Source organism: Paenibacillus sp. MAHUQ-45, from assembly GCF_058133325.1.
In genome coordinates this window covers 583,466-605,704 of the sequence record NZ_JBYUPV010000003.1, presented here as the reverse complement: position 1 = coordinate 605,704, position 22,239 = coordinate 583,466, and the positions used below count along the sequence as shown (strand labels likewise).

Sequence of the window (22,239 nt, the reverse complement as noted above, 5' to 3'; positions counted from 1 at the left end):
CCTCCCTATTTAAAATTTATACATTTCAGCAGCTCCGTCTCGTTCAGAGGCAGTCGATAGCACATTGCAAGAACTTCACCGTTGAGCGTGTCATAATCGTAAGCCCGCTCGAAGCCCAGCCGCGCATACAGACGAACGGCCGATTCCATCATATCCGATGTATGAAGATGAACTAACTCCGCTCCACTCTCACGCGCCAGCGCAGCGACGACTCGAATGAGTTCTGTCGCTACACCCAGACCACGCGCTTTTTTGGCCACTGCGAGCATGCGGATAATCGGTGTGTGAATACCCGCATACCCATAGGCCAGCTCCGACGATTCGAACAGGAAAACGGTTCCGACGATTTCCCCATCCAGTTCGGCAACCAGACGTGCTTTCGTTGCGTTGCCTTTGCCGGATGCCGCTGCTTCGATATTCGCTTTGTAATTTTCCCACTGTTTCCGGGAAAGCGTGTTCTCTAAATGTCCGTTAGCGTCAAGCAATACATGCTTGATCGCTTCGCTGTCCAATGACGTTCCCGAGCGGATAACGATACGGCTTTCCGGCATTCCTGCCACCTGCTTTCTAATCACATTTGACAATCCCACATCAACGATTCCTTGGATCAGATCGAGCAATTTCCCCTCTATCGATGCGAAGTCAAACCGGATCACGGTACTCGTTCTCTATTGCGTTATACCGTGTGATCTTCAAACGCTTCCTTGAGCAGCGTGAACGAACGAACCCGCTTCTCGAAATCAGGCACAACTGTTGCGAAGATCATCTCATTTGTTTCATACCGCTCAGCTAATTCCAGGAGCCGTTTGCGGACCGTTTCTTTCGTCCCTTGTATAACTTCGACGTCGCGTTCTTCAGTCTCATATGTCTCACCCGATTGCTTTGCGAATTCTTCCGCTTGCTCAAGCGATGTAACATTAACCGTTTTGCCGCTTGCCAGCGTAACGTGAATGCTCTTTAACGTGCCTGCGAGCTCGGCGGCTTCCTCTTCCGTATCTGATACGATGACGGATAGCGCCAGAATGGTCTTTGGCTCCGTTCCCCTTGCCCGGTTGAACTTGCTCCGATACGTCCCGAACGCTTTTAATGCTACTTCTGGATCGCTATTGATGAATAGTGCGTAAACGTACGGCAATCCAAGTTCTGCTGCAAGCTCTGCACTGGACAGGCTCGCGCCGAGCAGATGGACATCGGCTGGAACGTCCGGGAGCGGACTTGCTTGCAGACCAGCAAGCGGATGTTCCTCGCCCGCAGAACCGTGTAAAAATTGCACCAGTTCAGCCAGCTTCACGTCTAGCGTGTCAGCCTCGGTGATCCCCTTTTGCAGCGCCTTGGTCGAGCGTGGAAGGCCGCCTGGTGCGCGGCCGATTCCAAGATCTACTCGGCCTGGTGCCAACAGTGCCAGCACGTTGAAATTTTCAGCCACTTTGTATGGGCTGTAATGTTGTAGCATCACGCCGCCGGAGCCGATCCGAATACGCTCGGTGTGTGCGAGCAAATGAGAGATTAACACCTCGGGTGAAGAGCCCGCGAACGTTTCAGTATCGTGATGCTCCGCTACCCAGAACCGCTCATAGCCGAGACGTTCTGCCAACTGAGCCAATTTAGTAGTGTTCTCTAATGCTTCCCTAGGCGTTTGTCCAGGAAATACAGTGCTTTGATCCAATATTCCGAATTTGAGTGTCATGTGAATTTGCTCCTATCTTTAAATAGAGTACATGCCTTCCGGTGTAATGCGCTTAAAGAACTGCTTCGTACGATCCTCCTTTGGCGAGACAAATATATCGCTCGGCTTGCCTTCCTCCACAATTACACCCTCATCCATGAATACGACATGGTTCGAAACTTCTTGCACGAACCCCATCTCATGAGTGACAATAATCATTGTTATGCCTTCCTTCGCGATCTTCCGAATAACACCAAGTACTTCGCCAACCAGTTCAGGATCTAGTGCGGACGTCGGCTCATCGAAAAGAATGACTTCCGGGTTCAGCGCCAGCGCCCTCGCTATGCCGACGCGCTGTTGCTGACCACCAGATAATTGACTCGGATAGGCGTCCAGCTTGTTGCCGAGACCTACCTTTTCCAAGAGCTCGATGCTCCGGCGTCGCGCCTCCTCCTTCAACACCTTCTGGACAACGACAAGACCTTCCATCACGTTCTCAAGCGTAGTCTTATGGCGGAACAGATTGTATTGCTGGAACACCATTGCCGTCTTCCCACGCAGCATGTGAATGTCCTTCTTGGAAGGACTTTTGCAGTTCACTGTAAGTTCGTCGATTGTAATTTCACCGTCATTCGGCCGTTCCAAATAATTAATACAGCGCAGCAGCGTAGTTTTACCGGAGCCGCTCGGGCCGAGGATCGTCACAACATGCCCCTTCTCAACGACCAGATTTACGCCTTTCAGCACCGCTTGCCGTCCGAATGACTTTGTTATGTTTTTAAGCTTGATCATGCGACACCTCCGCGATTATAGACGTTGATCCGTTTCTCTAGCACACCAGATAACCGTTCGATAAGCACGGTCAGTCCCCAGAACAAGATAGCTGCCCCTAAATAAGATTCTAAGAAATTCCAGTTTGTCGAAGCGATGATCTGAGCCTTGGCGTTGATGTCGACAACAGAAACCGTGAAGGCAATTGTCGAGCCGTGCAGAGCTCCGATCAACGAATTCGTCAAATTTGGCAAGCTGACTACAAAAGCCTGTGGGAGTACGATGCGACGTAATGCTTGGTATGTCGTCATACCCACGGCGTAAGCTGCTTCGATCTGTCCACGGTTCACAGCCAGTATTCCAGAGCGAACCACTTCAGATAGATAGGCACCAAACGTAATCGAAAAGGAAAGATAGGCAAAGCCGATCATCGGAATGGATGCTGCACGGAACGCTATGCCAAGTGATTCTGACAGTCCATTAACGAGCATCGGAAGCCCGTAATAAATGAGAAGCAAGTGCGTCAACATCGGCGTGCCGCGAATAACGGTCACGTATGTACTTGCAACTTGATTCAAAACTGGCACCCGGTAAATGCGAATTAAAGCGATGGCCGTGCCAATAAGCAAACCGAAAACCATCGACACAAGTGTCAGTTTCAGCGTTGTAGGCACTGCGCTCAGCAGTTGAATGAATGCGGTCCAAATAAATGAAGGGTCCAGATTCATTTGCCCGTACCTCCTTTGTTAAGCGAAGCATTAGGTGTAAGAAGACGAAGCAGCCACGATTTTCCGTCTTTGACTGTCTGTGAAGTTGAAAGCGGCCGTTCGTATCGGAGCATGCGGTGCTCGACGTACCGGAACGCCCATTCAAGCAGTAGGCTAATGATCAAGTAAATGACCGCTAGTGCAATATAGGACTCTATATAATGCTGGGCTACCTTCCCGAGCGATTGCGCCTTCGCCGTCAGTTCCATTACACCGAGCGTAAATGCGAGCGACGTATCCTTCAGTGTTCCTATCGTTACGTTTGCAAAAATCGGTAAGGAGATAGCCAGTGCCTGCGGCAACACGATCCGCGAGAATACCTGATATCCCGTCATTCCGATCGTATATCCGGCTTCGATCTGTCCCCGATCCACGGAGGTGACCGCTGCTCGAATAGCCTCCGAAATAAATGCCCCGGCGTTCAGTCCATATGTCGCAATGACAAAATAGAGCACGGGTGCCCGAGAAAGATCAATACCTTGAAATTTCAATACTTCCGGCAGCCCGTAGTAAAACAAAAACAGCTGAATCAGTATGGGTGTGCCTCGAAAAAAGGAAGTGTACAGTTGAGACAACTGCTGTAGTACGGGAATGCGGTATATTCGAGCTAGGGCGGCGAGTAACCCGACGCCCAAACCTACGAACAAGGAACCTGCAACGATCAACAAGGATATGCGAATAAAGGGAAGCAGTTTAATTACATATTCGAACACAAACGAAATATCGAAAGTCAAAACAATTCACCCTCTCAAGCAAGCGGAAATATTACAAAAGCTGACCACAAATCCCATCCCAGCTTGCCCTTCTTTAGCTGTGGGAGTGTCATTCCACCGTTGTAAAGTCTTGACCGAGCCATTGCTTGCTTAGGGCGCTCAGTGTGCCATCGCCTTTGATTTCAAGTAGCGCTTTATCAATAGCATCGGCCAGTGCCTGCTTTTCGGGATCATTCTGTGCGAACAAGAACAGGATTTCCGCCTTACTAAGCGGTTCTCCGACTGCCTTTAATTTGCCTTGCGGATCAATTAGGGACAAGGAGAAGTCGGCAGTGAGCGTTCCATATACCCGCCCCGAGGCGATTTGCTCTGCGGTATCATTTGCAGCGCCGCTCGTGTACACGAGATTTATCGCATCGTTATGATCCTTATTGTATTTCAGAAGTATTTGCTCAGCTGCACTGGAAGGGTATGTAAGAAACTTCTTGCCTTTGATATCGTCCAGCGATTTGATAGGGTCATTGTTGTCCTTTGCTACGACAATTTTATTTTGCCAATAAGCGTAGGGCACTTTGTTGAACAAATACTTCTCTTCACGCTCCGGGGTTTTCTCGATTTCTTGAGCGATCATGTCAATCTTCTTCGTATCCAAGCTAAGAAGCAGGCTCGGTAGCGAATCGAGCACATTAAATTCAAATTCATATTCCGGGAGACGCTTATCGATCTCGCGGACTAGCTCAATGTCATAGCCGGTTAACTTACCATCCTTATCGTAAAAGAGCACTTGTGGGAAACTACTTGTCGTACCGACAATAACTTTTTTAACTTTGATTGGCTTCTCCAAGTTTGCCGAAGCAGATTCAATTAAAGGCGATTCTTTAGCAGCGTTAGAAGACTCGTTGTTTTTGTTGCCGCAGCCGGAGATTATAAGCACTAGTACTAAAGCTATAGACAAAGCCAAGTTTTTTTTCATTTCTTTACCCCTTTATCCTTTTGTTATAAACTCATAATTCGCATAGATATAGTAAGAATAAAAACAAAAATGTACAACTCGTGAGGAGCAGATCGGCAACACTTCTCCTGCATTCTTACATTTGATAGGCATCTTTTGGTCTTTTCCTCAACTAGTGGACAACTGACAGCTTACAGTAATAACCAATGCAATTCCTCCTTCAAGAATATTCCTACAGGTTTAGTCAAAATAAATACAAGATTCAATCTAGCACTTTACTACATCCACGTCTAATCAAGGTTTTTAAATCGGATATTAACATCCTTCATCCTTCACTTGTATCTACTCATTAGCACAGCATTATTCTGTTGCCCTGCTCCAGCTCAAATTTGATGTTGGCTGTGTAATTGGAAGTTCGACTTTTTTCTAAAGAAGAGAATAATAAAAAAACGAGCCTCTAGAATTGATTCTAAGGCTCGTTTGCGTATCAGGAGACATATGTTCGTCCCCATAATATTAGTTTTTTAAAGGCTACTTTTTCAGTGGTCTCTACTATCTACTTCCTAAGGTTGCAGTAACAGCAGTAGCCGGCTCCATCGATTGGTTAAGTTAGTGACTCATTAATCTTTCACATGACTGTTTTACATAATCAATAAATTGTTTAACTGCTGGTGATAGATGTTGAGAAGTTCGCCACTGCAGCCCTACCTCCCAATTCCAATGCTTTTCTTGAATGGGAATCCAGGACAATCCCTCTAACCGCATTCCTGCCGTTCTAGGCACCAGTGAAACACCGAGGCCTGCAGCAACAAAGCCTGTGACAGTAGTCAAATCCTCTGCTTCATAAATTTGAGTTAGCTCCGCATCAGATCGGATAATGCAGGATTCAAGCAAAAGCTTTAGACCGCAACTGCTTTTCAGTCCGATATAGTTCTCATTCTTCAGCTCATGAATACTGAGAGATGATGCGCCAGCAAGTCTATGATTGTTGGAAACGATAATGTAGAGCGGAGCCGTTTCTAAAGTTATCCAGCGATATTCCTCGGACGTCGGCCTTAAAGAAGTGATACTCAGATCGCACCTGCCTTGGTTTAACGCCTCATTAATAAGCTCATGGTTACCCTGCTCCAACTCAAATTTGATTTTGGGATAGATATTCTGATAATTTCTCACCAGTTTAGGTACAAGATCAGCTCCCAAAATATTGAGAAAGGCCATGCTAATAAGGCCCGTCTCAGGGTTCGTCCATTCTTCCAACGTTTTTTTGCCGTGCTCCAACTCCCGTAAAGCCCGCTCCACATTCTGGGAAAACAAACTGCCATATCTACTCAGTTGAACATTCCTGCCTTTTCGCTCAAACAATGGAACGCCGAGCTCAGTCTCCAGTTTGGAGATAGCTTGGCTAAGCGCCGGTTGCGTAATGGATAGAGCCTGAGCCGCCCTTGTCATGTGTTGATAACGTGCCACTGTAAGAAAATATTCCAGTTGAGTTAACTCCATAATCTCCCCCGCATATTCGAAATTCATAATTATTATTTATTATTTTTATTATAATTATCAATTAGACGTTATGAATCGTCAATGATAAAGTTAAGCCCAGATTTATTTAGCTTTTCTTGCCCTTTGCCCTATTCATCCCATTCTAATGGCTATCATCATAAAAGGAGAGATTACTATGAAAGCATATGTTGTAAAAGATGGACTTGGAATTGATTATTTGAAAGAAGTTGATCTTCAAATTCCTACTCCAGGGAAAGGCGAAGTTCTTATCCGTATGAAAGCAATATCCCTTAATGCAAGAGATATCCCTGCACTTCATGGTTATTTTAATAATCAGTCGATGGCTCCTTTCATTCCGGGATCAGATGGAGCCGGGGAGGTTTTTGCTTTAGGAGATGGCGCAGACAAATTTCAAATCGGTGATCGCGTTGCCGGAATTTTTAATCAAAAATGGATTACTGGAGAAATGTTATCTGAGTACAATGATGGTGAACTTGGTGGATCATTAGATGGAATGCTTGCCGAATATGTTGTATTACCCCAAGAGGGATTAGTTCGAATTCCTGAGCATTTATCTTACGTGGAAGCAGCCTCATTACCTTGCGCCGCAGTTACAGCCTGGCATGCAGTAGTTGAAGACGGCAAGGTTAAGGCTGGAGATACTGTCGTTATTCAAGGTACCGGTGGTGTATCCTTATTTGCAATGCAATTTGCAAAAATATCAGGTGCTAACGTTATTATTACTTCAAGCAGCGATGTTAAACTTGAGAAAGCCAAGGCTTTAGGTGCAAATTATTCCATTAACTATAAAACAAACCCTGATTGGGAGAAAGCCGTTTTGGAGTATACAAACAATCGTGGCGCTGATCTGATTATAGAAGTTAGCGGTTCAACCTTAAATCGTTCAATTGAAGCGGTAAGACCCAATGGACAAATTAATCTAATTGGTGCTCTATCGGGCAAAGAAGTTGAGAATCTGGCACTGTTGCCTATTTTCACAAGAAAAGTACGTATCCATGGCGTTAGAACGGGTAATCGTGAAATGTTCGAGGCGATGAACCGTGCTATTGAACATAATGTCCTTCGACCTGTTATTGACCGTGTATTCCCATTCGCAGAGGCAATTGATGCTTTTAAATTTTTAGAAAATGGAGATTATTTCGGCAAGATTTGTATCTCTTTCGACTGAGAATTAAACTTTTTCTTTATGAATGCTACAAATAGAATTTCAGGAGGCACTTATGAGTAAAAAACTAGCCGTAATCGTTGGTGCAGGACCAGGTGTTGGAAACCACGTTGCTAAAAAATTCGGATTAAACGGCTTCCGCGTTATTCTTATCTCTCGTAGCTTGAACTCTTTGAACACATATGTTGATGCTCTAAGATCTGAAGGGATTGAAGCATATGGTATAACTGCCGATGCTGGGTGTGTTGAATCACTGGAAAAAGCGTTTGATCAGATCAAACAAACTTACGGTGTTACCGATGTGTTGGTCTACAATGCTGTTACCCTTGTTGTTGGTAAACCAACCACGTTGACTCCAGAAACACTGTTAAACAATCTAAGTGTTGATGTAGCTGGTGCATTAACAAGTGCATTGCAAGTAATTCCGGATCAACGAAAACGAAAAGAAGGAACTATTCTGTTTACAGGTGGCAGCATTGCTTTGCACCCATCTCCAGATTATTCTTCTTTATCTATTGGAAAAGCAGCCATGCGAAATCTGGCCCTAACTTTAGCTGCCGAATTGGCACCGGAAGGCATTTTTGTAGGTACAGTTACGATTTCAGGTGTCGTTCAAGCTGGGACTGATTTTGATCCAGAACGAATCGCAAATGTATACTGGGACCTATTCGAAAAACGTGATCAATATGAGGTAATCTATTAATTCATAATTAATAATGGATTTCCCCAAAAATAGAAAGAGGAAACTATATGCAGCAGAAGACTGTTCTGATTACCGGAGCAAACAAAGGGATCGGGTACGAAACAGCAAAACAGTTGGGTGCGTTAGGCTTCACGATATTGGTTGGTGCACGCAGCGACGAGAGAGGCAAGGAAGCTGCAGCGAAACTGGAAAGTGAAGGTATTATCGCTTCCAACATTGTATTGGACGTGACGGATCAAGCAACGATTGATGCTGCATTCCGTACAATAGATGAACAATTCGGATCACTGGATGTGTTGATCAATAATGCGGGAGTTTTATTAGAACAGGGAACTTTTCCAAGCCAGCTTGAGCTATCCGATCTGAAAGCAACCTTCGAGACAAACTATTTCGGTATGTTTGCTGTAACGAAAGCAATGATTCCTTTGCTGACTAAATCGTTGGCCGGCAGAGTAGTCAATGTTTCTAGCGGCGTCGGCTCATTGACGTTATTGAACGATGCTGCGTCCCAATTTGCTGATTTTCATTTACTTGCCTACTCAAGCTCCAAGGCGGCAGTAAATGTATTAACATTAATGTTTGCAAAAGAATTTAAAAATACGCCCTTGAAATTCAACGCGGTCGAACCTGGCCCTACGTCCACTGATTTAACCGGAAACGCTGGTTTTCGTTCGGCGGACCAAGCCGCCAAAATTATCGTTGATCTAGCCACGATTTCTGAAGAGGGGCCGACCGGTGGTTACTTCGATGAATACGGCAAGCTACCTTGGTAAGCCGAGTCGATAGGTTTAGATGAATATAAAATCAGCAAAGGAACCAGATTCTTGTCCTGAGAAAAGGATAAGAACCTGGTTCCTTTGCTTATAAATGCAGTAACCTGCTAAACAAATTACCCATACCAATCCCAGTGATGAGTTCTGGAATAGCGGGTACTGGAAAATATTAAAGGAGGTTCCGGCTCGCATCATACGGCCTATCTATATCGGAGAAGGTTGGTTCGATCATCATCTCTCCAGCGCCTTACAAACCTATGAAGCGCTCTCTCCTGAGAGCAGGATGCATAGTGTAGTCAAGATTGGGCCATGGAATCATTTCTTCAATCCATGTGTTGAGGGCAAGGAATGCTTGAACATGAATCACAGTGATATACAGTCGGCCTTTATCTGGTTTGACAACATTTTGCGAAAAAAACAATGGCCTGAAGGCAAAGTGCATTATTATGAAATTGGTGGAAACCAGTGGCTGGAGGCACCCTCTTATCCCTTCCCTAGCGATAAAACGTTAACTTACTACTTCTCCGCCGCTGCTAAGCAACAGGACAAATCATACGGACTTATAACCTTAGAGGAAGAACACGGCTCGGAATTGTCGTATATTTATGATCCCGAGAAGCCGATCCTCTCTCATGGCTCCGAATCGCTGCTTAAGACAACCAAAGAAATCGGAAGCCTTAAGCAACCGGAATGCGGTTGGCGTGACGATGTTATTAGCTTCTTGTCTGAGCCGCTCCCAGAAGAGATCCGGGTCCTTGGCTCCATTAAAATTAAATTACAGGTATCATCCACTGCTGAGGATATTTGCTTTACGGCAAAGGTGATAGAAGTTCGTCCTGACGGAGAAGCGTACAATATTCGCAAGGGGATTACGACACAGGCTTACAGAAACAGCCAGACTCCTTCACGGATGACCTATACTCCGCAGACGAAGGTAGAAGCTGTCATTGATCTATGGGATATTACCTGGAAATTCAGCACGGGCTCACGGATTCGTATCGATATCGCTTCCTCAGACTTTCCTCAATATTCGATCCACACCAATTATCCGGGTGTATGGTCAGAGCAGGTGGAGTCTAAAATTGCGGAGCAGACCCTTTATGTCGGTGGCCAGTCATCCCAAGTGATTATTCCCATCAGTTAATGCCTTTCCTATTGTAGTGCAGTAAGTTTCTCCTGACTTTTTCTACAAACGGTAATAATGGAGGATGCTAACGGAGGCGCGAACTCAATTTGGATAGACGATTGTTCGTGTTGCAAGTGTTAATACTCGATAATTGATAGTCTTGTCTATATGCGCTCATTGATTTTCAGCAACAACTTCATTAAGACTTGCTTCTCCTCCTCGGTAAGGACTTGAACGATTTCTTCTTCGACCTTTTGGAATGAGTCTTGAAAGTCATTAATCAGTTCAATCCCTTTTGGCATAACATATATATTTTTTTGCCGTTCATTATTGGCCGGGATTTTGCGCTCAATAAACCCTTTTTGTTCAAGACCTTGAAGCATGCTTGTAATGCTGGCCCCACGTAGATGAAACCGATCTGCAAGGTCTTTTTGAATAATCTGATTATCTTGATTTTGGTATATATAATCAATTACTTTTCCTTGCTGAGCGTTTAAACCGAACTCTTTTATACTCTCGTCCGCTCTCTTTTTTAACTTAAGACCGATAATCTGAAATAAATCCAAATAAGGCGAATCCTTTCGGGATTGCATGATCGTCCCTCCTATAATTGTTAGCAATCTAATTGTAAGTAACAAAACTATACAGGGGATCCTATAGGCTTGTCAAATGAATATTAGTTTATTGACAGTTAGGTAACTAACAGTTACGATTCAAATTGATAAAACAAATCACTTGGAGGAATTTAAATGGAAAAGGCAATTCAAAATACCGTGTTAGAACAAGTCACTGCGATTACAAATGTACGCATCTTTAATGGAGATCAAATTATTGCGCCTAGACATATTGTCATTAAAGGGGAATCTATTATTTCAGTGGGCGGAGACATCCCTGCCGATGCAACAATTATCGATGGAAACAATGGGACTCTGATTCCTGGTCTGATTGATGCACATGTGCACACTTCAATCGGGGGGTTACGAGATGCCTTAAAATTCGGCGTTACAACAGAACTTGAAATGAACGGAGATTTTACTAGAAGAGGACGCGAGATTCAGTTGAAAAATGTGAATGATGTTGCAGACGTTCTTTCTGCTGGTACAGCTATCACTGCTCCGGGCGGACATCCCGATGAATTATTGCCGGATGGAGATGAGATACCTGAATTCATTCTAAAAGAACTAGAGAAGTTATCCGAGGAAGATCGGCAAGCGATGCTGGCTGGATACGCTCACGATCACGAAGAAATCCCGCAAGTGACGACGCTGGAGGAAGCAATTAAACACGTGCGTACCCAAGTGGAGAATGGTGCCGACTATATTAAAATCATGATTGAAGAAGGAACAGTCATGGGTGCACCTGGTCTTCCTCTCCTAAGCGACGAGATTTTAAAAACAGCTGTGACAGAAGCTCACAAATGGGATAAGCTGGTCATTGCCCACGTCTTGACAGCTCTTTCATCGAAAGAAGCCATCGATTTTGGAGTCGACGGTTTGGGACACTTGTTTATCGATAGACCTGATAATACGTCCGAATTAGTGAAATCCATAGCAGAATCAGGCGCTTTTGTTATACCGTGCTTGGTCTTGAATTCATCGATTATTGGGAATCCGGCAGCGGAATTGGCGAATGATCCACGTGTTCATTCCAAATTAAGTCCCGATTGGATCGATATTTTGAACTCAAATTTCAATACGTTCCCCCAGGGAAATATGGAAAACAGCTTTAAGAATGTAATGGACCTTCACCGTGCCGGAGTTGATATTCTGGTAGGGACAGATGTTGCACCGGTTCCCGTTCCAAACCTTGGCGGCCTTGCTCATGGAGCCAGTGTCCACCATGAGATGCAATTACTGGTGAAGGCCGGGTTTACCCCGATTGAGGCGCTCCAGTCGGCTACCGCGAAACCTGCCCGTTGCTTTGGACTTAGTGATCGCGGCCGCATTACCGAAGGTTCACGCGCTGACCTTATATTAGTAAAGGGGGACCCGACAACTAACATCTCGAATTCCTTGTCAATTGAATCCGTGTGGTTCAAAGGTGTGCAACAATTATGTTATTGAGAGTCGATTTCCAATATCCGGCCTCCTCTTAAAAGACCATATAAAAATATTGGTTTGTATTTGTAAACGAATATAAAAGATCAGCGTTACCACTTTATAGGGTAACGCTGATCTTTTATATATTCTTAATCGGGCTCCTCCAGCTTATGGCCATACGTTGCGCCAGAGAGGTGTTAGAGGTTCGCATGGAAACGCAACGCCTTATCCGCAATCTCTCGAACTGGAGCGTCTACTCCTTAGGTTGCGAACACTGTCATTGCTGATTACAATCCATGATATTAGGAATTCAACCACTCTTCAGCCTCTTCAACACTTTCGAAGGATTCAAAGACAGTTTTGATGTCGTCAAATGCTACTGAGGAAGCAACAACGCGCTTCATGCTCATTTTTCCGAGGGTCTTCTCTGGCATAATGATAGCTACAAATTTGATACCAGAATCCTGAACACGTTGATTATGTACGGTGCTGATCCATTTTTGATCTTCTTGACTGATGACGCTGAGTTTGCGATTGTCAGAAATCATCCGTTGTGCTCCCTTTTCTTGCTGAAGCTCCATAGCTTTATCACAGATGGCACGTAGTTGGTCACTATGTACATAAGTGTTGAATTCAACATGAACCGCCTTAGCTTTCTCATTCCATGAGACCGTAGCACTATCTGTTTTGAAAACTGTTGTCATAATGTTAATAACCTCCGATGTGTGTGTATGTTTTCTTTATAACCTGTTTCTGCATGATGAAAAAAATGTTAGTACTGGAACAGGAGGCTTACGTTCTGCCAGCCTGCACCAACTGTCCACAGGATAATATAGTCGCCACGAGAAACTTTACCAGTTTCAATAGCCTCGTACAGAGCGGTGAAGGGACTGTTAGTTGCTGTATACCCGTATTTGTCGCCTATGTATAGAGCTTTATCCTTATCAATGCCCAAACCTTCGACAACACCTTCGATGTTGCCAGGAGCGAATTGAGATAAATAGTAACTAGCTATATCATCTTTTGTCAGTCCATTACGCTCGAGCAACCTTTCGATTGAAGACACAGCGATTTTCACAGGTGCGCTGGTATCGAACGTTTTAAACTTCATCCGGGGACCCTCCTCAGGTTTACCCCAACTGGAAAGCCCATTTGCAGGGAATAGCGCATTATCAATTACAGATGTGTCTGTTTGATACTCAGAATCGATAAACCCGGTTCCTTCTGCTCGCTCAACAATAACAGCAAGTGCGGAATCAGCAAAGTTACTATCGAAGATAGGTTCCCCAAAACTATGAGTTGAAATGTAGTCGGCTCCTACAACCAGTACACGATTAATATAGTTATTAGCGATGATATTTCTACTTGCTTGTTCGACGGCAACAAGAATGCCAGAGCAGTTACCGTTCAAGTCGAAGCAGGATGTTGTAAGCTTACCACCGATAGCTGCATGAATCTTAAGAGCATTTGTAGGAATAAGATACTCAGGAGTTTGAGATACGAAAAGAATCATATCAATATCTTCAGCAAGGAGCCCTGCCTTATCCAGAGCAGATTTAGCAGCAATAATAGCCATAGTTACAGCATTCTCATCTTCATTATCAACAATATATCGAACATCTTTACCGAGAGCTTTAATTAGTCCTCGAACATCGACACCTAAAGCATCGTAACGGTCGATATAGTACTGATTATCAACCTTATGATCGGGCTGATAGAAAGCAACAGTGTTAATTTTGACCCCTTTAGCAATAGTTTGAATTCCTTTGTTATTATCGTGAGCTTCAGTCATTTTCGAATTCCTCCTGATGGTATATCATTCCTATTTATATAATAATATACAATTGAGATGATAATGAAGAAGTATTGCGGGGGCAAGTTCACGTTTTTGGTTGTCGACAAATGATGCATTCTACAGAGAGCTGTTCATCAATACAGATCATATATTAAATTTTCATTTGTTTATTTATGGAATCCCTCCTTTATACTAGGATATCGTTTTTGTAATTATTCGTCAATTACTTCATGTGATTAAATAAACCCGTGAAATGCGTTTTTTTGTCCGGCAAATAAAAAAAGTACCACATAGAATGAATACACTCTAATGTGGCACTTTTTATTATTATCACAGTACTTATAGGTTTATGGAGTTGTAACACCTGCGTGTAGCATATTGTCTTAATATTCATCTAAGTATTTTTTGAGAAATAATCCTTTAAATTATTCCACACTTCTTCAGTTACAAACCTTTACTTTTGTGTGTTTTTCACGCTCACTACACCCATCCGGTTTCATTCCTCCGGCATACGATAATCCATATATTAGATATATGGAGATGAGCAAATGACAAATCCAATGGATGTGTTAATCCAAGCGATTGAGACAGGAGCTTTGAAGAAGGAATTCAAATGAAACCCTATCATGTCGTCTGGAAGGGACCTGCACACAAAGCAAGTGGTCTTGGCCGTGCCACAAGAGCGTATGCCCAATCACTAAAGCGGCAGGGCATATCCGTTAGTATAGGAGCACCAAGCCATCGCAAAAACGGTGCCCAAGGCAAAAAGGTGCTGATCTATCACCACATTCCCAGCAGCATTCAATGGAAAAAAGAGCGCAGCATATATGATCTCATAATTTTGAATACCGTTTGGGAAACAAGCAAGCTCCCCAAGGGCTGGCTTCCACATATGAACAAATTTGATGCCGTTTGCGTACCCTCTAGGCATAATAAAAGAACACTAAGGAACAGCGGCGTGAAAGTCCCGATTTTTATCATTCCTCATGGCGTAAATACAAAGGAGTTTCATCCGAACAATAAGAAGATGTCTTTGCCGGGTACGGCAGGCAGGTTTACGTTCGTGTCCGTATTTGGCTTCCAGCATCGCAAAAATCCGGAGGGCCTGCTACGGGCATATTGGGAAGAGTTTTCCTCTAAAGATAACGTCGTGCTTGTGATCAAAACAAACGGATATGCGGCACATGAGAACGAAAGATGGATCCAGGCGAAAATATCGCAATACAAAAAAAGACTGGGTATTCAAAAAGATACGGCCCCCGTTATCATTATCGGCCGAAAGCTTAGCGAAAGCCAGCTAAAAGGGTTGTATACGCTCGGCGATGTTTTCGTCCTCCCGACTCGTGGCGAGGGGGTTGGATTGCCTTTTCTAGAAGCGCTTGCGAGCGGCGTACCGGTCATCACTACAAGTTGGGGCGGGCAAATGGATTTTCTTACTCCTAGCAACTCGTTCCTGATTCCATACCAGCTTCGGAGCCCGTCAAGCAGCATGAACAGAGCCATCTCGAAAAAATTTAGCAACCTGTTCGCGCAAAAGGGACAACTATGGGCGGAGCCGAATCTGGGCAGCTTAAAAAAACTCATGAGGAAAGCGTACCAAAATCCCGGACTTTGCAAACAAAAAGGACGCCAAGGCAGAAAGGATATGCTTCAGTTATCTTGGAACCGGGCAGGGGCATTAATGAAGCAAGCGATTGAAGAAGTCATTCGATCCAAGAAATAAGCTTTCGGTAAAAACTATTTGAGATTCAACGTAATCAGGTAATTGTATTTGGCAGCGTGTTTAAGCTCATCCAATATGATACCGTACACCGTATCTTTATAGATCCCAGCAGGCAATCCAAACCAGATGTTACGGTATCGCTCTACCGCTTCCAACTCCCCCATCAAAGCGCGCTGTAGACCTTCTGTATAGGAGTGCACCTTTTCATATTGTTCATTACTGATGCCTGAAATTTCTTGTCCCGTCAAAGCCCGATACATCTCTCTGAACATTTTATTGTGGCCACGCTCATCGTTACGAATGCTTTCGATGATGGCCACCTGTTCTTTTGTGGGAGCCAGGTTGATCAATTCATCGTAGAACAGCTCATCGTTACGCTCGCCTTGTACCGCTTCCTTTATCATTTGTACTGCTTCCGGAAATCCTGTGTTCCAGATCGGTACAAATTCGGCTCGCATATAGTATGAAATTCCCCAGTAAGAAGGTATTTGATACAAGTTTGTCTCCTCCAAACGTTAGTTTATAGAAAGTATATGAGCATCTGCCCATGTCTGTTCCTAACATTCAGAAAAGTTGCTTGTATCTAGTCATATTAAAAGCGAGCCATCAATCGTGTCCCTTCGGGGGATTAACTAAAGTTCCGTTTACCTTCACCCCGATACCGTTATCGTAGACCATTTTGCCGCCATAATATCCCGTACCCAAAACTAATGCGCATGACGCGACGGCAAACGCTAGATAAATGACAAGAGAGAATTTGACAAAGGATTGTTTGCCTCGAAGCATCATGAATAACCTAATCACTACGAGAATGGTGGTAAGCCATGCTGTGACATCCGCTAGCGTACTATGGATCTCCAAGAGTGAAGTATTGCCACGAGCATCTTCTTCGGGCCCAGTAGCCACAGATAGCCATGCGGATAAAGCGGCTATAATCCAAATCCATATCCCCTGATTAAGTGGTAGTGCGCGCCGGCGGATAGATATGGTCAAATCATACAGCAAGCCGATGGTAATCAGTACGATCGGAAAGTGGACAAGAATAGGATGCATGTGATTCAGAATATCATTCATCAATTGATCTCCCCCTTGATTTTCTGGTCTTAATATTGTTCAAAATCAAACCGTCATTCGGCGCTGATTTGTCTCCGGAGAACGTGTCTTCACGGCTCCTTTCGATGAGAAGCGTACCCGGAGCAAATGATATAGATTGCCGGCGAATAGACCGATAAACAGATACATCAGTCCGCCGTAAAACCCGTAGACGGCAGTGCCGACCACAGCGGCAAGCATTCCGAACACGATTTGCCCCACGGGCTTGGCTGGTGAAGTCGGAGGATCCGTCAGCATGAAGAAACTGAAGAACAAGGTTGCGTTAATGAACGGCGACCGGAGTGCGTCGAAGGCGTCGCCAATATGGAAGTACGCCATAGCCAGCAATATCGCGAACGTCGTCATGAGGAATGCGAACACCTGCGGATACTTATTTACGCGATTGATTACGACGTATCCGCCGATCAGCAGCAGTGGCATATACCAGCCGGAAAGGTCACCAAAGGCTCCCCACCAGCTTTGTTCCGTGTGAAAGATCGGAATGGACAGGAACAGTCCAAAAGCCGCTGGATTAAAAATGGTTTTTTTCTTATAAATGAGCAAATGCTTAGAGATGATCGCAAGAGCTGCAGTACTCGCAATAATGGTCCAAACAGTATTCGTGCTTAAAATCAGAGCAACGATCAGTCCCGTAATGGCTGCGCCGTCCGGCAGTATGCGTTTCCGCTTTTTGATGAGTGAAAAAAAGAGGTCAACAACAACTGCAGTACCAACCGCGATTGCTACATTTTCGAGGCTGCTTATGTTGTGCGACACTAAGGAAATGACCAAAAGGCATAAAGTGATGGCAATAAGAACATAAGCTTTGGGTGATTTGATCCATTGACTCGCTTTCATGTTAAATTCCTCCGATCCTCAAGATTTGTGAATTCGAGTCCAAGATCAAGCCTTGCAGATCGGCCTCGGTGATTAATGCAACCCCTTCTTCCCCACCCATCGCAAACGCCGCTGTAGAAAAAGCGTCCGCCATCATGGCGTAAGGAGCGATCACACTGCAACTAATCCATTCGTTCGGCGATCTCCCTGTCGCGGGGTGAACGATATGATGCTCACCCTCGAGCGTCTCACTTCTTCTTTCATAGCTACCAGATGTACACACCGCGGCGCCGGAAATGTAGAGCGATTGCAAGAGGCCGTTTACCTTCATCGGGTCACGTATGCCGATTGTCCAGTTATCGCCTTGTTCGTCCGTCCCGCCTGCATACAAATCACCGCCCGCGTTCACTACGAATCCGGTACAACCGATGAGTTCGCTTGCCGCCAAGTCGATGGCAAAGCCTTTGGCGGTAGCGCCTAGATCCAGAATGAGCGGTTTATGCAAACATATGGTGCGGTTCACTTCGTCTAACTCGATATCTCTATAAGTGGCGGAGTCGTCAGCATCGCTGTTCATCCTCTTGCCAGTCAAATAATGGCGGTTGAACCCCCTCTTCTCTAGTAGCACACCGATGGAGGGATCGAATGAACCATCCGTCCATTTTGCCATCTCCAGCGCGAATCTGAGAGGTTCAAACAAATAAGGGCTAACTATCGTCGCTTTCCCAGCCCTGCGACATGCTTGCATCAATTCACTTTGAGGATTGAAACGACTACACGCTTGTTCAACCTGCCGAAAGGCATCAAACGCCCTTCCGATCTGAAAATCGAGTTCTTCCCCCGTCATCGTGTCTTCGCTGTGAGCTTCGATTTGGACAACCGTGTCCATGTATAATTTAGTTTTTTTCATCGGAGCTCCCTCAAGATCGAAGCGCCAGGTTCAACGCATCCTGCACGGCGTCCGAGAACGCACGAGTGCTGTAGGTCGCACCGGAGACGTTTTTTACGTCTGCGGTTTGAATTCGCAGTACCTCATTCGGCATTCCGGCAATATCATCGATCGTATAGTGCATAGCGAAGTCACTAATCTCGACATCCGTAATTTGGTCGTTCGTGATGGCGACCTTTACCTGAATCGTGCCGCGACGATTGCTCCCGGTTCCGGTATAGGTTCCGTCGTTATACTTTGAGGATATCGGGCTTGATACCGAATTGCTATTAGCCGCCTGGACATGGGGAATCGGAGACGTCAACTCGTTCGGCTTTTCGGCCTCTGTCGTCCAATAACCAGCGGTATAGACAGCAACAATGGCCGTCGAACACAACGCCACCCACTTTTTGTTCATTTTCGCCATCGTTTGGCCTCCTTCGGGTAAGGTTTCTTATCTTCACTTTGATCACTTTAGGACATATTATAAAGATGCAAGCTTAAAGTTTTTTTAAAAAACAAGACGTAAACTAATACTTGAAAATAAGATTTTAAGGGAGCTGACAAAAGGTATGCGAGTTCTCGCGGTGGAAGACGATCCATCCTTGCTCGGCGCAATCCGCAGTATTTTCGAAAGCGAATCGTTCCAGACCGACACGGCGGAAACGGGTGACGACGGCTATTTCCTGGCGCAGCAGGAAATTTATGATTTAATTGTGCTCGATGTCATGCTGCCAGGTATGGACGGCATCGAAATCGTTAGAAAGCTGCGCAGCGATGGTCAGACGGTTCCGATCATCCTGCTCACGGCCAAAGACGCGGTCAAAGACCGAGTGGTAGGATTAGATGCCGGCGCAGACGACTATATCACGAAGCCGTTCGCTGTCGAGGAGCTTCTGGCGCGCTCGAGATCCGTTCTGCGGCGACGCGGTACGATCAGGTCTGAGGGAGATTTGGTTTACGGCCAGTACCGTCTTTCGCCGGCTACGCGTGAGGCTTTTATCGGACAAACGCCGCTCTCCCTTACGTCTACCGAATACGAGTTGTTGGAATTTATGGTTTGCAACAAAGACCGAATTCTTACGCGTGAGCAAATATTTGATAGGATATGGGGATTCGATTCGAATGCCGGCATCTCGGCGGTTGACGTTTACATACATCACCTACGCAAAAAACTGGCCGTCACCGGATCCGAGCAGTGTGTACGAACGATACGGGGAATTGGGTTCATGCTAAAAGGAGAACATGATGTTCAATAACGTCCGCATTAGGTTAGTTGTACTGAATGCCGCTGTGCTCTTCCTCATCCTAGTTGTGCTCAGTTCCGTCCTCTATTTGCACATGCGATATAGATTGTATTCGGAAACGGACGAGATGCTACGGAATGCGGCCAAGCAGGTCGATTCCGCTCGCGACGCGTCAGCGATTCTAAGGCAGAACCATCCCCTTTTGGAGCAAGATGACCGACTAACCTACATTTTCCGGGATGCCGAAGGACGAATTGAAGGTCAGTCGCCGTCTCATGTTTTCACACAAGCCCAGATCGACCGTCTTTTCTATCGTAAAGGTTCGTTTTCTTATGAAACGCTTGATGTCGGAGGGAAACATTACCGCGTTTATCTTGCACCAGTTCCGCAAGCACCTTGGGGAGAGATCGAATCGCTCGCAGTTCTCACCAGTCTCGAGGACGATGAGAGCACACTCCATTCCCTGCTGTTGGACATCATCACCGGTGTTTGCTCTGGCGTGCTCATCTCGATTGTCGCTGGTTTTTTCCTTGCAGGTCGAGCATGGATACCGATCCGTAAAGCCTGGGACAAGCAGCAACAATTCGTTGCAGACGCGTCGCACGAGCTCCGAACGCCGGTTTCGATCATTCGCGCGCATACTGAGCTGCTGCTCCACCATCCCGGTCATTCGATTGAAAGGGAAAGCGACAATATTGCCGTTATTCTGAAAGAAAGCAAACGCATGGGCAAGTTGCTCGAAGATTTGTTGACGCTAGCCCGGTCCGATTCCAAGCAACTTGAGCTGCAATGCTCCTTGCTGTCGCTGGATACCATATTGTTGGATTTGACGAAGCAATTCCGTCTGCTCGCAGTTACTAAAGAAATTGACATTGATGTGACGCTTCAGGAGCAGTTGCAGTTTTGGGGAGATGAAAGTCGTATCCGCCAACTGCTTGTCATCCTTCTAGATAATGCGTTGAAATATACACCATCTAACGGAAAAATTGAAGTAACTGGCAAAGCTTCCGCTCATCACATATCGGTTGTTGTTTTAGATACAGGCAGAGGTATACCGAAGGAAGAGATCCCCTATCTGTTCGATCGCTTTTACCGCGGAGACAAGTCGCGTTCCCGAATCGACGGAGGAACCGGTCTTGGACTTTCTATTGCCAAATGGATCGTTGATGCCCACGGTGGAACGATTCGTATCGAATCCAGTTCCGGTATGGGTACGCGTTTCGAATTACATTTTCCTCGCAAGAAAAAGGCAGTCTTGTAAAAATACAAGGCTGCCATGCTGGTTTTGATAGATTCATTTGCCTAACCAAGGTTGGCTTGCTCCGGATACCCAACTTCCGCTGCAATGCACTCGTGGTCGACAGGGTCCCCCCGGACTTTGACATACGTGTACGTCCCCCGTCTCGTCTTCCAAGCCTTCAAGATTTCGATCCCCTAATGCTAGCCATTCATCTACCCACTTTTGTCATCTGTTTATTTTATATTGATCACTAGAAAAAGTGGCGGATATTGCCTATGACACGCAAACAAATAGGTATCCGCACAGTCCTGAGTAAAGTCTGTAGCGTATGTATGTGAATAAAGGAGGCCGGTCAATTCTTAGATAGAAGCGAATACTTTATCACTTACAAAATGATCCAAGTGACTTCTGCAAAGTAATTGGAGGTAGAACGTGTGAAGAAGGTAAAATATAGAATGGGGAAATTGGGAAAGCACGAATTCATGAAGAAGTATAAATTGATAAGCGTATTCTTGCCAGACACCCGAAAAGCAACTTTGTCTAACATTAAAATAATGCTGAGATTGTATAAATCAGTTTTCTTAAAACCCGATGAGGGAACAGGCGGTCATGGGATATATAAAATCACTAAAGGCAAAAGTAGTCTTATTTTGCATACCGGTTCGAATTCACGTATGTTTAGCTCATTAAATGACTTATATACACGAATTCAAAGAATTCTAATTAAGGATAAATATATTGTTCAACAAGGAATTGAACTGTTAAAACACAATGATCGTCCGTTCGATATTAGAGTTATGGTACAAAAGAATGGAAAAGGAACATTGGAGGTTACGGGGATTATTGGAAGACAAGCGAAGCGTAATAAAATAGTAACCAATTATCATTCTGGAGGAACTCCCTTACCTATAGATACCTTACTCAAATCACATTTGAAGGACGAATCAAGGAAGCAGTACATTCATAGAATGGAGAGACTAGGGAAAGATGCAAGCATTGTTCTTGGTAAAAAATATAGAAGTAAACGAGCATTCGGAGTTGATATAGCCATTGATAATAAAATGAACCCCTGGGTCTTAGAGATTAATACCCAGCCTGACAAGAGCATCTTTAATACCTTGAAGAACAAAACGATGTACAACAGGATACTAAGGTACTCGAAAAATAAAGGATGAGGATTT

General features: G+C 45.0%; 24 protein-coding genes. 9 read left to right on the top strand and 15 right to left on the bottom strand.

Annotation, left to right across the window (positions count from 1 at the left end; translation table 11 throughout):
• Nucleotides 1-5: 5 nt before the first annotated feature.
• From AC3Y23_RS10085 to AC3Y23_RS10055, 7 genes are all read right to left on the bottom strand, one after another.
• Nucleotides 6-656 (bottom strand): GNAT family N-acetyltransferase, encoded by a 651-nt coding sequence (locus AC3Y23_RS10085; protein WP_379198243.1) that lies wholly within the window; start codon nucleotides 654-656, stop codon nucleotides 6-8.
• A gap of 20 nt (nucleotides 657-676) precedes the next feature.
• Nucleotides 677-1,687: an LLM class flavin-dependent oxidoreductase gene (locus AC3Y23_RS10080; protein ID WP_379198241.1), complete on the bottom strand. Its 1,011-nt coding sequence runs from the start codon at nucleotides 1,685-1,687 to the stop codon at nucleotides 677-679.
• Between the two features lie 18 nt (nucleotides 1,688-1,705).
• Nucleotides 1,706-2,458 (bottom strand): amino acid ABC transporter ATP-binding protein, encoded by a 753-nt coding sequence (locus AC3Y23_RS10075; RefSeq protein WP_379198239.1) that lies wholly within the window; start codon nucleotides 2,456-2,458, stop codon nucleotides 1,706-1,708.
• Nucleotides 2,455-3,165: an amino acid ABC transporter permease gene (locus AC3Y23_RS10070; RefSeq protein WP_379198237.1), complete on the bottom strand. Its 711-nt coding sequence runs from the start codon at nucleotides 3,163-3,165 to the stop codon at nucleotides 2,455-2,457. Before AC3Y23_RS10070 ends, AC3Y23_RS10075 begins: the two co-directional genes overlap by 4 nt.
• Nucleotides 3,162-3,917, bottom strand: a complete 756-nt coding sequence (locus AC3Y23_RS10065) for an amino acid ABC transporter permease (RefSeq protein WP_379198235.1) — start codon at nucleotides 3,915-3,917, stop codon at nucleotides 3,162-3,164. The genes AC3Y23_RS10070 and AC3Y23_RS10065 overlap by 4 nt, the downstream gene beginning before the upstream one ends.
• Nucleotides 3,918-4,026: 109 nt before the next feature.
• Nucleotides 4,027-4,890: a transporter substrate-binding domain-containing protein gene (locus tag AC3Y23_RS10060; RefSeq protein ID WP_379198233.1), complete on the bottom strand. Its 864-nt coding sequence runs from the start codon at nucleotides 4,888-4,890 to the stop codon at nucleotides 4,027-4,029.
• Between the two features lie 588 nt (nucleotides 4,891-5,478).
• Nucleotides 5,479-6,369, bottom strand: a complete 891-nt coding sequence (locus AC3Y23_RS10055; protein ID WP_379198231.1) for a LysR family transcriptional regulator — start codon at nucleotides 6,367-6,369, stop codon at nucleotides 5,479-5,481.
• A 175-nt stretch (nucleotides 6,370-6,544) separates the two neighbouring features.
• Here AC3Y23_RS10055 and AC3Y23_RS10050 point away from each other — a divergent pair, with 175 nt between their 5' ends.
• From AC3Y23_RS10050 to AC3Y23_RS10035, 4 genes are all read left to right on the top strand, one after another.
• Nucleotides 6,545-7,558 (top strand): zinc-dependent alcohol dehydrogenase family protein, encoded by a 1,014-nt coding sequence (locus AC3Y23_RS10050; protein WP_379198229.1) that lies wholly within the window; start codon nucleotides 6,545-6,547, stop codon nucleotides 7,556-7,558.
• 52 nt (nucleotides 7,559-7,610) lie between these two features.
• Nucleotides 7,611-8,258: an SDR family NAD(P)-dependent oxidoreductase gene (locus tag AC3Y23_RS10045; RefSeq protein WP_379198227.1), complete on the top strand. Its 648-nt coding sequence runs from the start codon at nucleotides 7,611-7,613 to the stop codon at nucleotides 8,256-8,258.
• 47 nt (nucleotides 8,259-8,305) lie between these two features.
• Nucleotides 8,306-9,031 carry an SDR family oxidoreductase gene (locus tag AC3Y23_RS10040; protein WP_379198225.1) on the top strand — a complete coding sequence of 242 codons (726 nt, stop codon included), beginning with the start codon at nucleotides 8,306-8,308 and terminating at the stop codon, nucleotides 9,029-9,031.
• Nucleotides 9,032-9,146: 115 nt separating this feature from the next.
• Complete coding sequence (locus AC3Y23_RS10035) at nucleotides 9,147-10,175, top strand: CocE/NonD family hydrolase (RefSeq protein ID WP_379198602.1); 1,029 nt, start codon at nucleotides 9,147-9,149, stop codon at nucleotides 10,173-10,175.
• Nucleotides 10,176-10,321: 146 nt separating this feature from the next.
• On the opposite strand, the gene AC3Y23_RS10030 is transcribed toward AC3Y23_RS10035, so the two are convergent.
• Nucleotides 10,322-10,750, bottom strand: a complete 429-nt coding sequence (locus AC3Y23_RS10030; protein WP_379198223.1) for a MarR family winged helix-turn-helix transcriptional regulator — start codon at nucleotides 10,748-10,750, stop codon at nucleotides 10,322-10,324.
• 156 nt (nucleotides 10,751-10,906) lie between these two features.
• Here AC3Y23_RS10030 and AC3Y23_RS10025 point away from each other — a divergent pair, with 156 nt between their 5' ends.
• The gene (locus AC3Y23_RS10025) at nucleotides 10,907-12,220 is read left to right on the top strand and encodes an amidohydrolase family protein (RefSeq protein WP_379198221.1); all 1,314 of its coding nucleotides are present in this window, start codon (nucleotides 10,907-10,909) and stop codon (nucleotides 12,218-12,220) included.
• 278 nt (nucleotides 12,221-12,498) lie between these two features.
• Here AC3Y23_RS10025 and AC3Y23_RS10020 read toward each other — a convergent pair whose 3' ends face one another.
• Together AC3Y23_RS10020 and AC3Y23_RS10015 are read right to left on the bottom strand one after the other, a co-directional pair.
• On the bottom strand, nucleotides 12,499-12,900 hold the full coding sequence (locus AC3Y23_RS10020) for a hypothetical protein (protein WP_379198219.1): 402 nt from the start codon (nucleotides 12,898-12,900) through the stop codon (nucleotides 12,499-12,501).
• Nucleotides 12,901-12,968: 68 nt separating this feature from the next.
• Nucleotides 12,969-13,988, bottom strand: a complete 1,020-nt coding sequence (locus AC3Y23_RS10015; RefSeq protein ID WP_379198217.1) for a 3-oxoacyl-[acyl-carrier-protein] synthase III C-terminal domain-containing protein — start codon at nucleotides 13,986-13,988, stop codon at nucleotides 12,969-12,971.
• Nucleotides 13,989-14,604: 616 nt separating this feature from the next.
• Here AC3Y23_RS10015 and AC3Y23_RS10010 point away from each other — a divergent pair.
• Entirely contained in the window at nucleotides 14,605-15,714 is a 1,110-nt protein-coding gene (locus tag AC3Y23_RS10010) for a glycosyltransferase family 4 protein (RefSeq protein ID WP_379198215.1), read from the top strand.
• 14 nt (nucleotides 15,715-15,728) lie between these two features.
• Here the strand turns inward: AC3Y23_RS10010 and AC3Y23_RS10005 are convergent, their stop codons facing one another.
• The 5 genes from AC3Y23_RS10005 to AC3Y23_RS09985 all read right to left on the bottom strand — a co-directional run bounded on the left by AC3Y23_RS10005 (nucleotide 15,729) and on the right by AC3Y23_RS09985 (nucleotide 18,998).
• Nucleotides 15,729-16,172: a ferritin-like domain-containing protein gene (locus AC3Y23_RS10005; protein WP_379198600.1), complete on the bottom strand. Its 444-nt coding sequence runs from the start codon at nucleotides 16,170-16,172 to the stop codon at nucleotides 15,729-15,731.
• Between the two features lie 148 nt (nucleotides 16,173-16,320).
• On the bottom strand, nucleotides 16,321-16,788 hold the full coding sequence (locus AC3Y23_RS10000; RefSeq protein WP_379198598.1) for a DUF2231 domain-containing protein: 468 nt from the start codon (nucleotides 16,786-16,788) through the stop codon (nucleotides 16,321-16,323).
• A gap of 45 nt (nucleotides 16,789-16,833) precedes the next feature.
• Nucleotides 16,834-17,664, bottom strand: coding sequence for an RnfABCDGE type electron transport complex subunit D (locus AC3Y23_RS09995; RefSeq protein WP_379198213.1), 831 nt, complete (start codon nucleotides 17,662-17,664; stop codon nucleotides 16,834-16,836).
• Between the two features lies 1 nt (nucleotide 17,665).
• Nucleotides 17,666-18,490, bottom strand: coding sequence for an FAD:protein FMN transferase (locus tag AC3Y23_RS09990; RefSeq protein ID WP_379198596.1), 825 nt, complete (start codon nucleotides 18,488-18,490; stop codon nucleotides 17,666-17,668).
• Nucleotides 18,491-18,563: 73 nt separating this feature from the next.
• Nucleotides 18,564-18,998: an FMN-binding protein gene (locus AC3Y23_RS09985; RefSeq protein ID WP_379198211.1), complete on the bottom strand. Its 435-nt coding sequence runs from the start codon at nucleotides 18,996-18,998 to the stop codon at nucleotides 18,564-18,566.
• Between the two features lie 145 nt (nucleotides 18,999-19,143).
• On the opposite strand from AC3Y23_RS09985, the gene AC3Y23_RS09980 reads away from it, so the two are divergent.
• From AC3Y23_RS09980 to AC3Y23_RS09970, 3 genes are all read left to right on the top strand, one after another.
• Entirely contained in the window at nucleotides 19,144-19,830 is a 687-nt protein-coding gene (locus tag AC3Y23_RS09980) for a response regulator transcription factor (RefSeq protein WP_379198209.1), read from the top strand.
• The gene (locus AC3Y23_RS09975) at nucleotides 19,820-21,079 is read left to right on the top strand and encodes a sensor histidine kinase (protein ID WP_379198207.1); all 1,260 of its coding nucleotides are present in this window, start codon (nucleotides 19,820-19,822) and stop codon (nucleotides 21,077-21,079) included. The genes AC3Y23_RS09980 and AC3Y23_RS09975 overlap by 11 nt, the downstream gene beginning before the upstream one ends.
• 413 nt (nucleotides 21,080-21,492) lie before the next feature.
• A complete protein-coding gene (locus tag AC3Y23_RS09970) occupies nucleotides 21,493-22,233 on the top strand; it encodes a YheC/YheD family protein (protein ID WP_379198205.1) in 741 nt (246 codons plus the stop codon).
• Nucleotides 22,234-22,239: the final 6 nt, after the last annotated feature.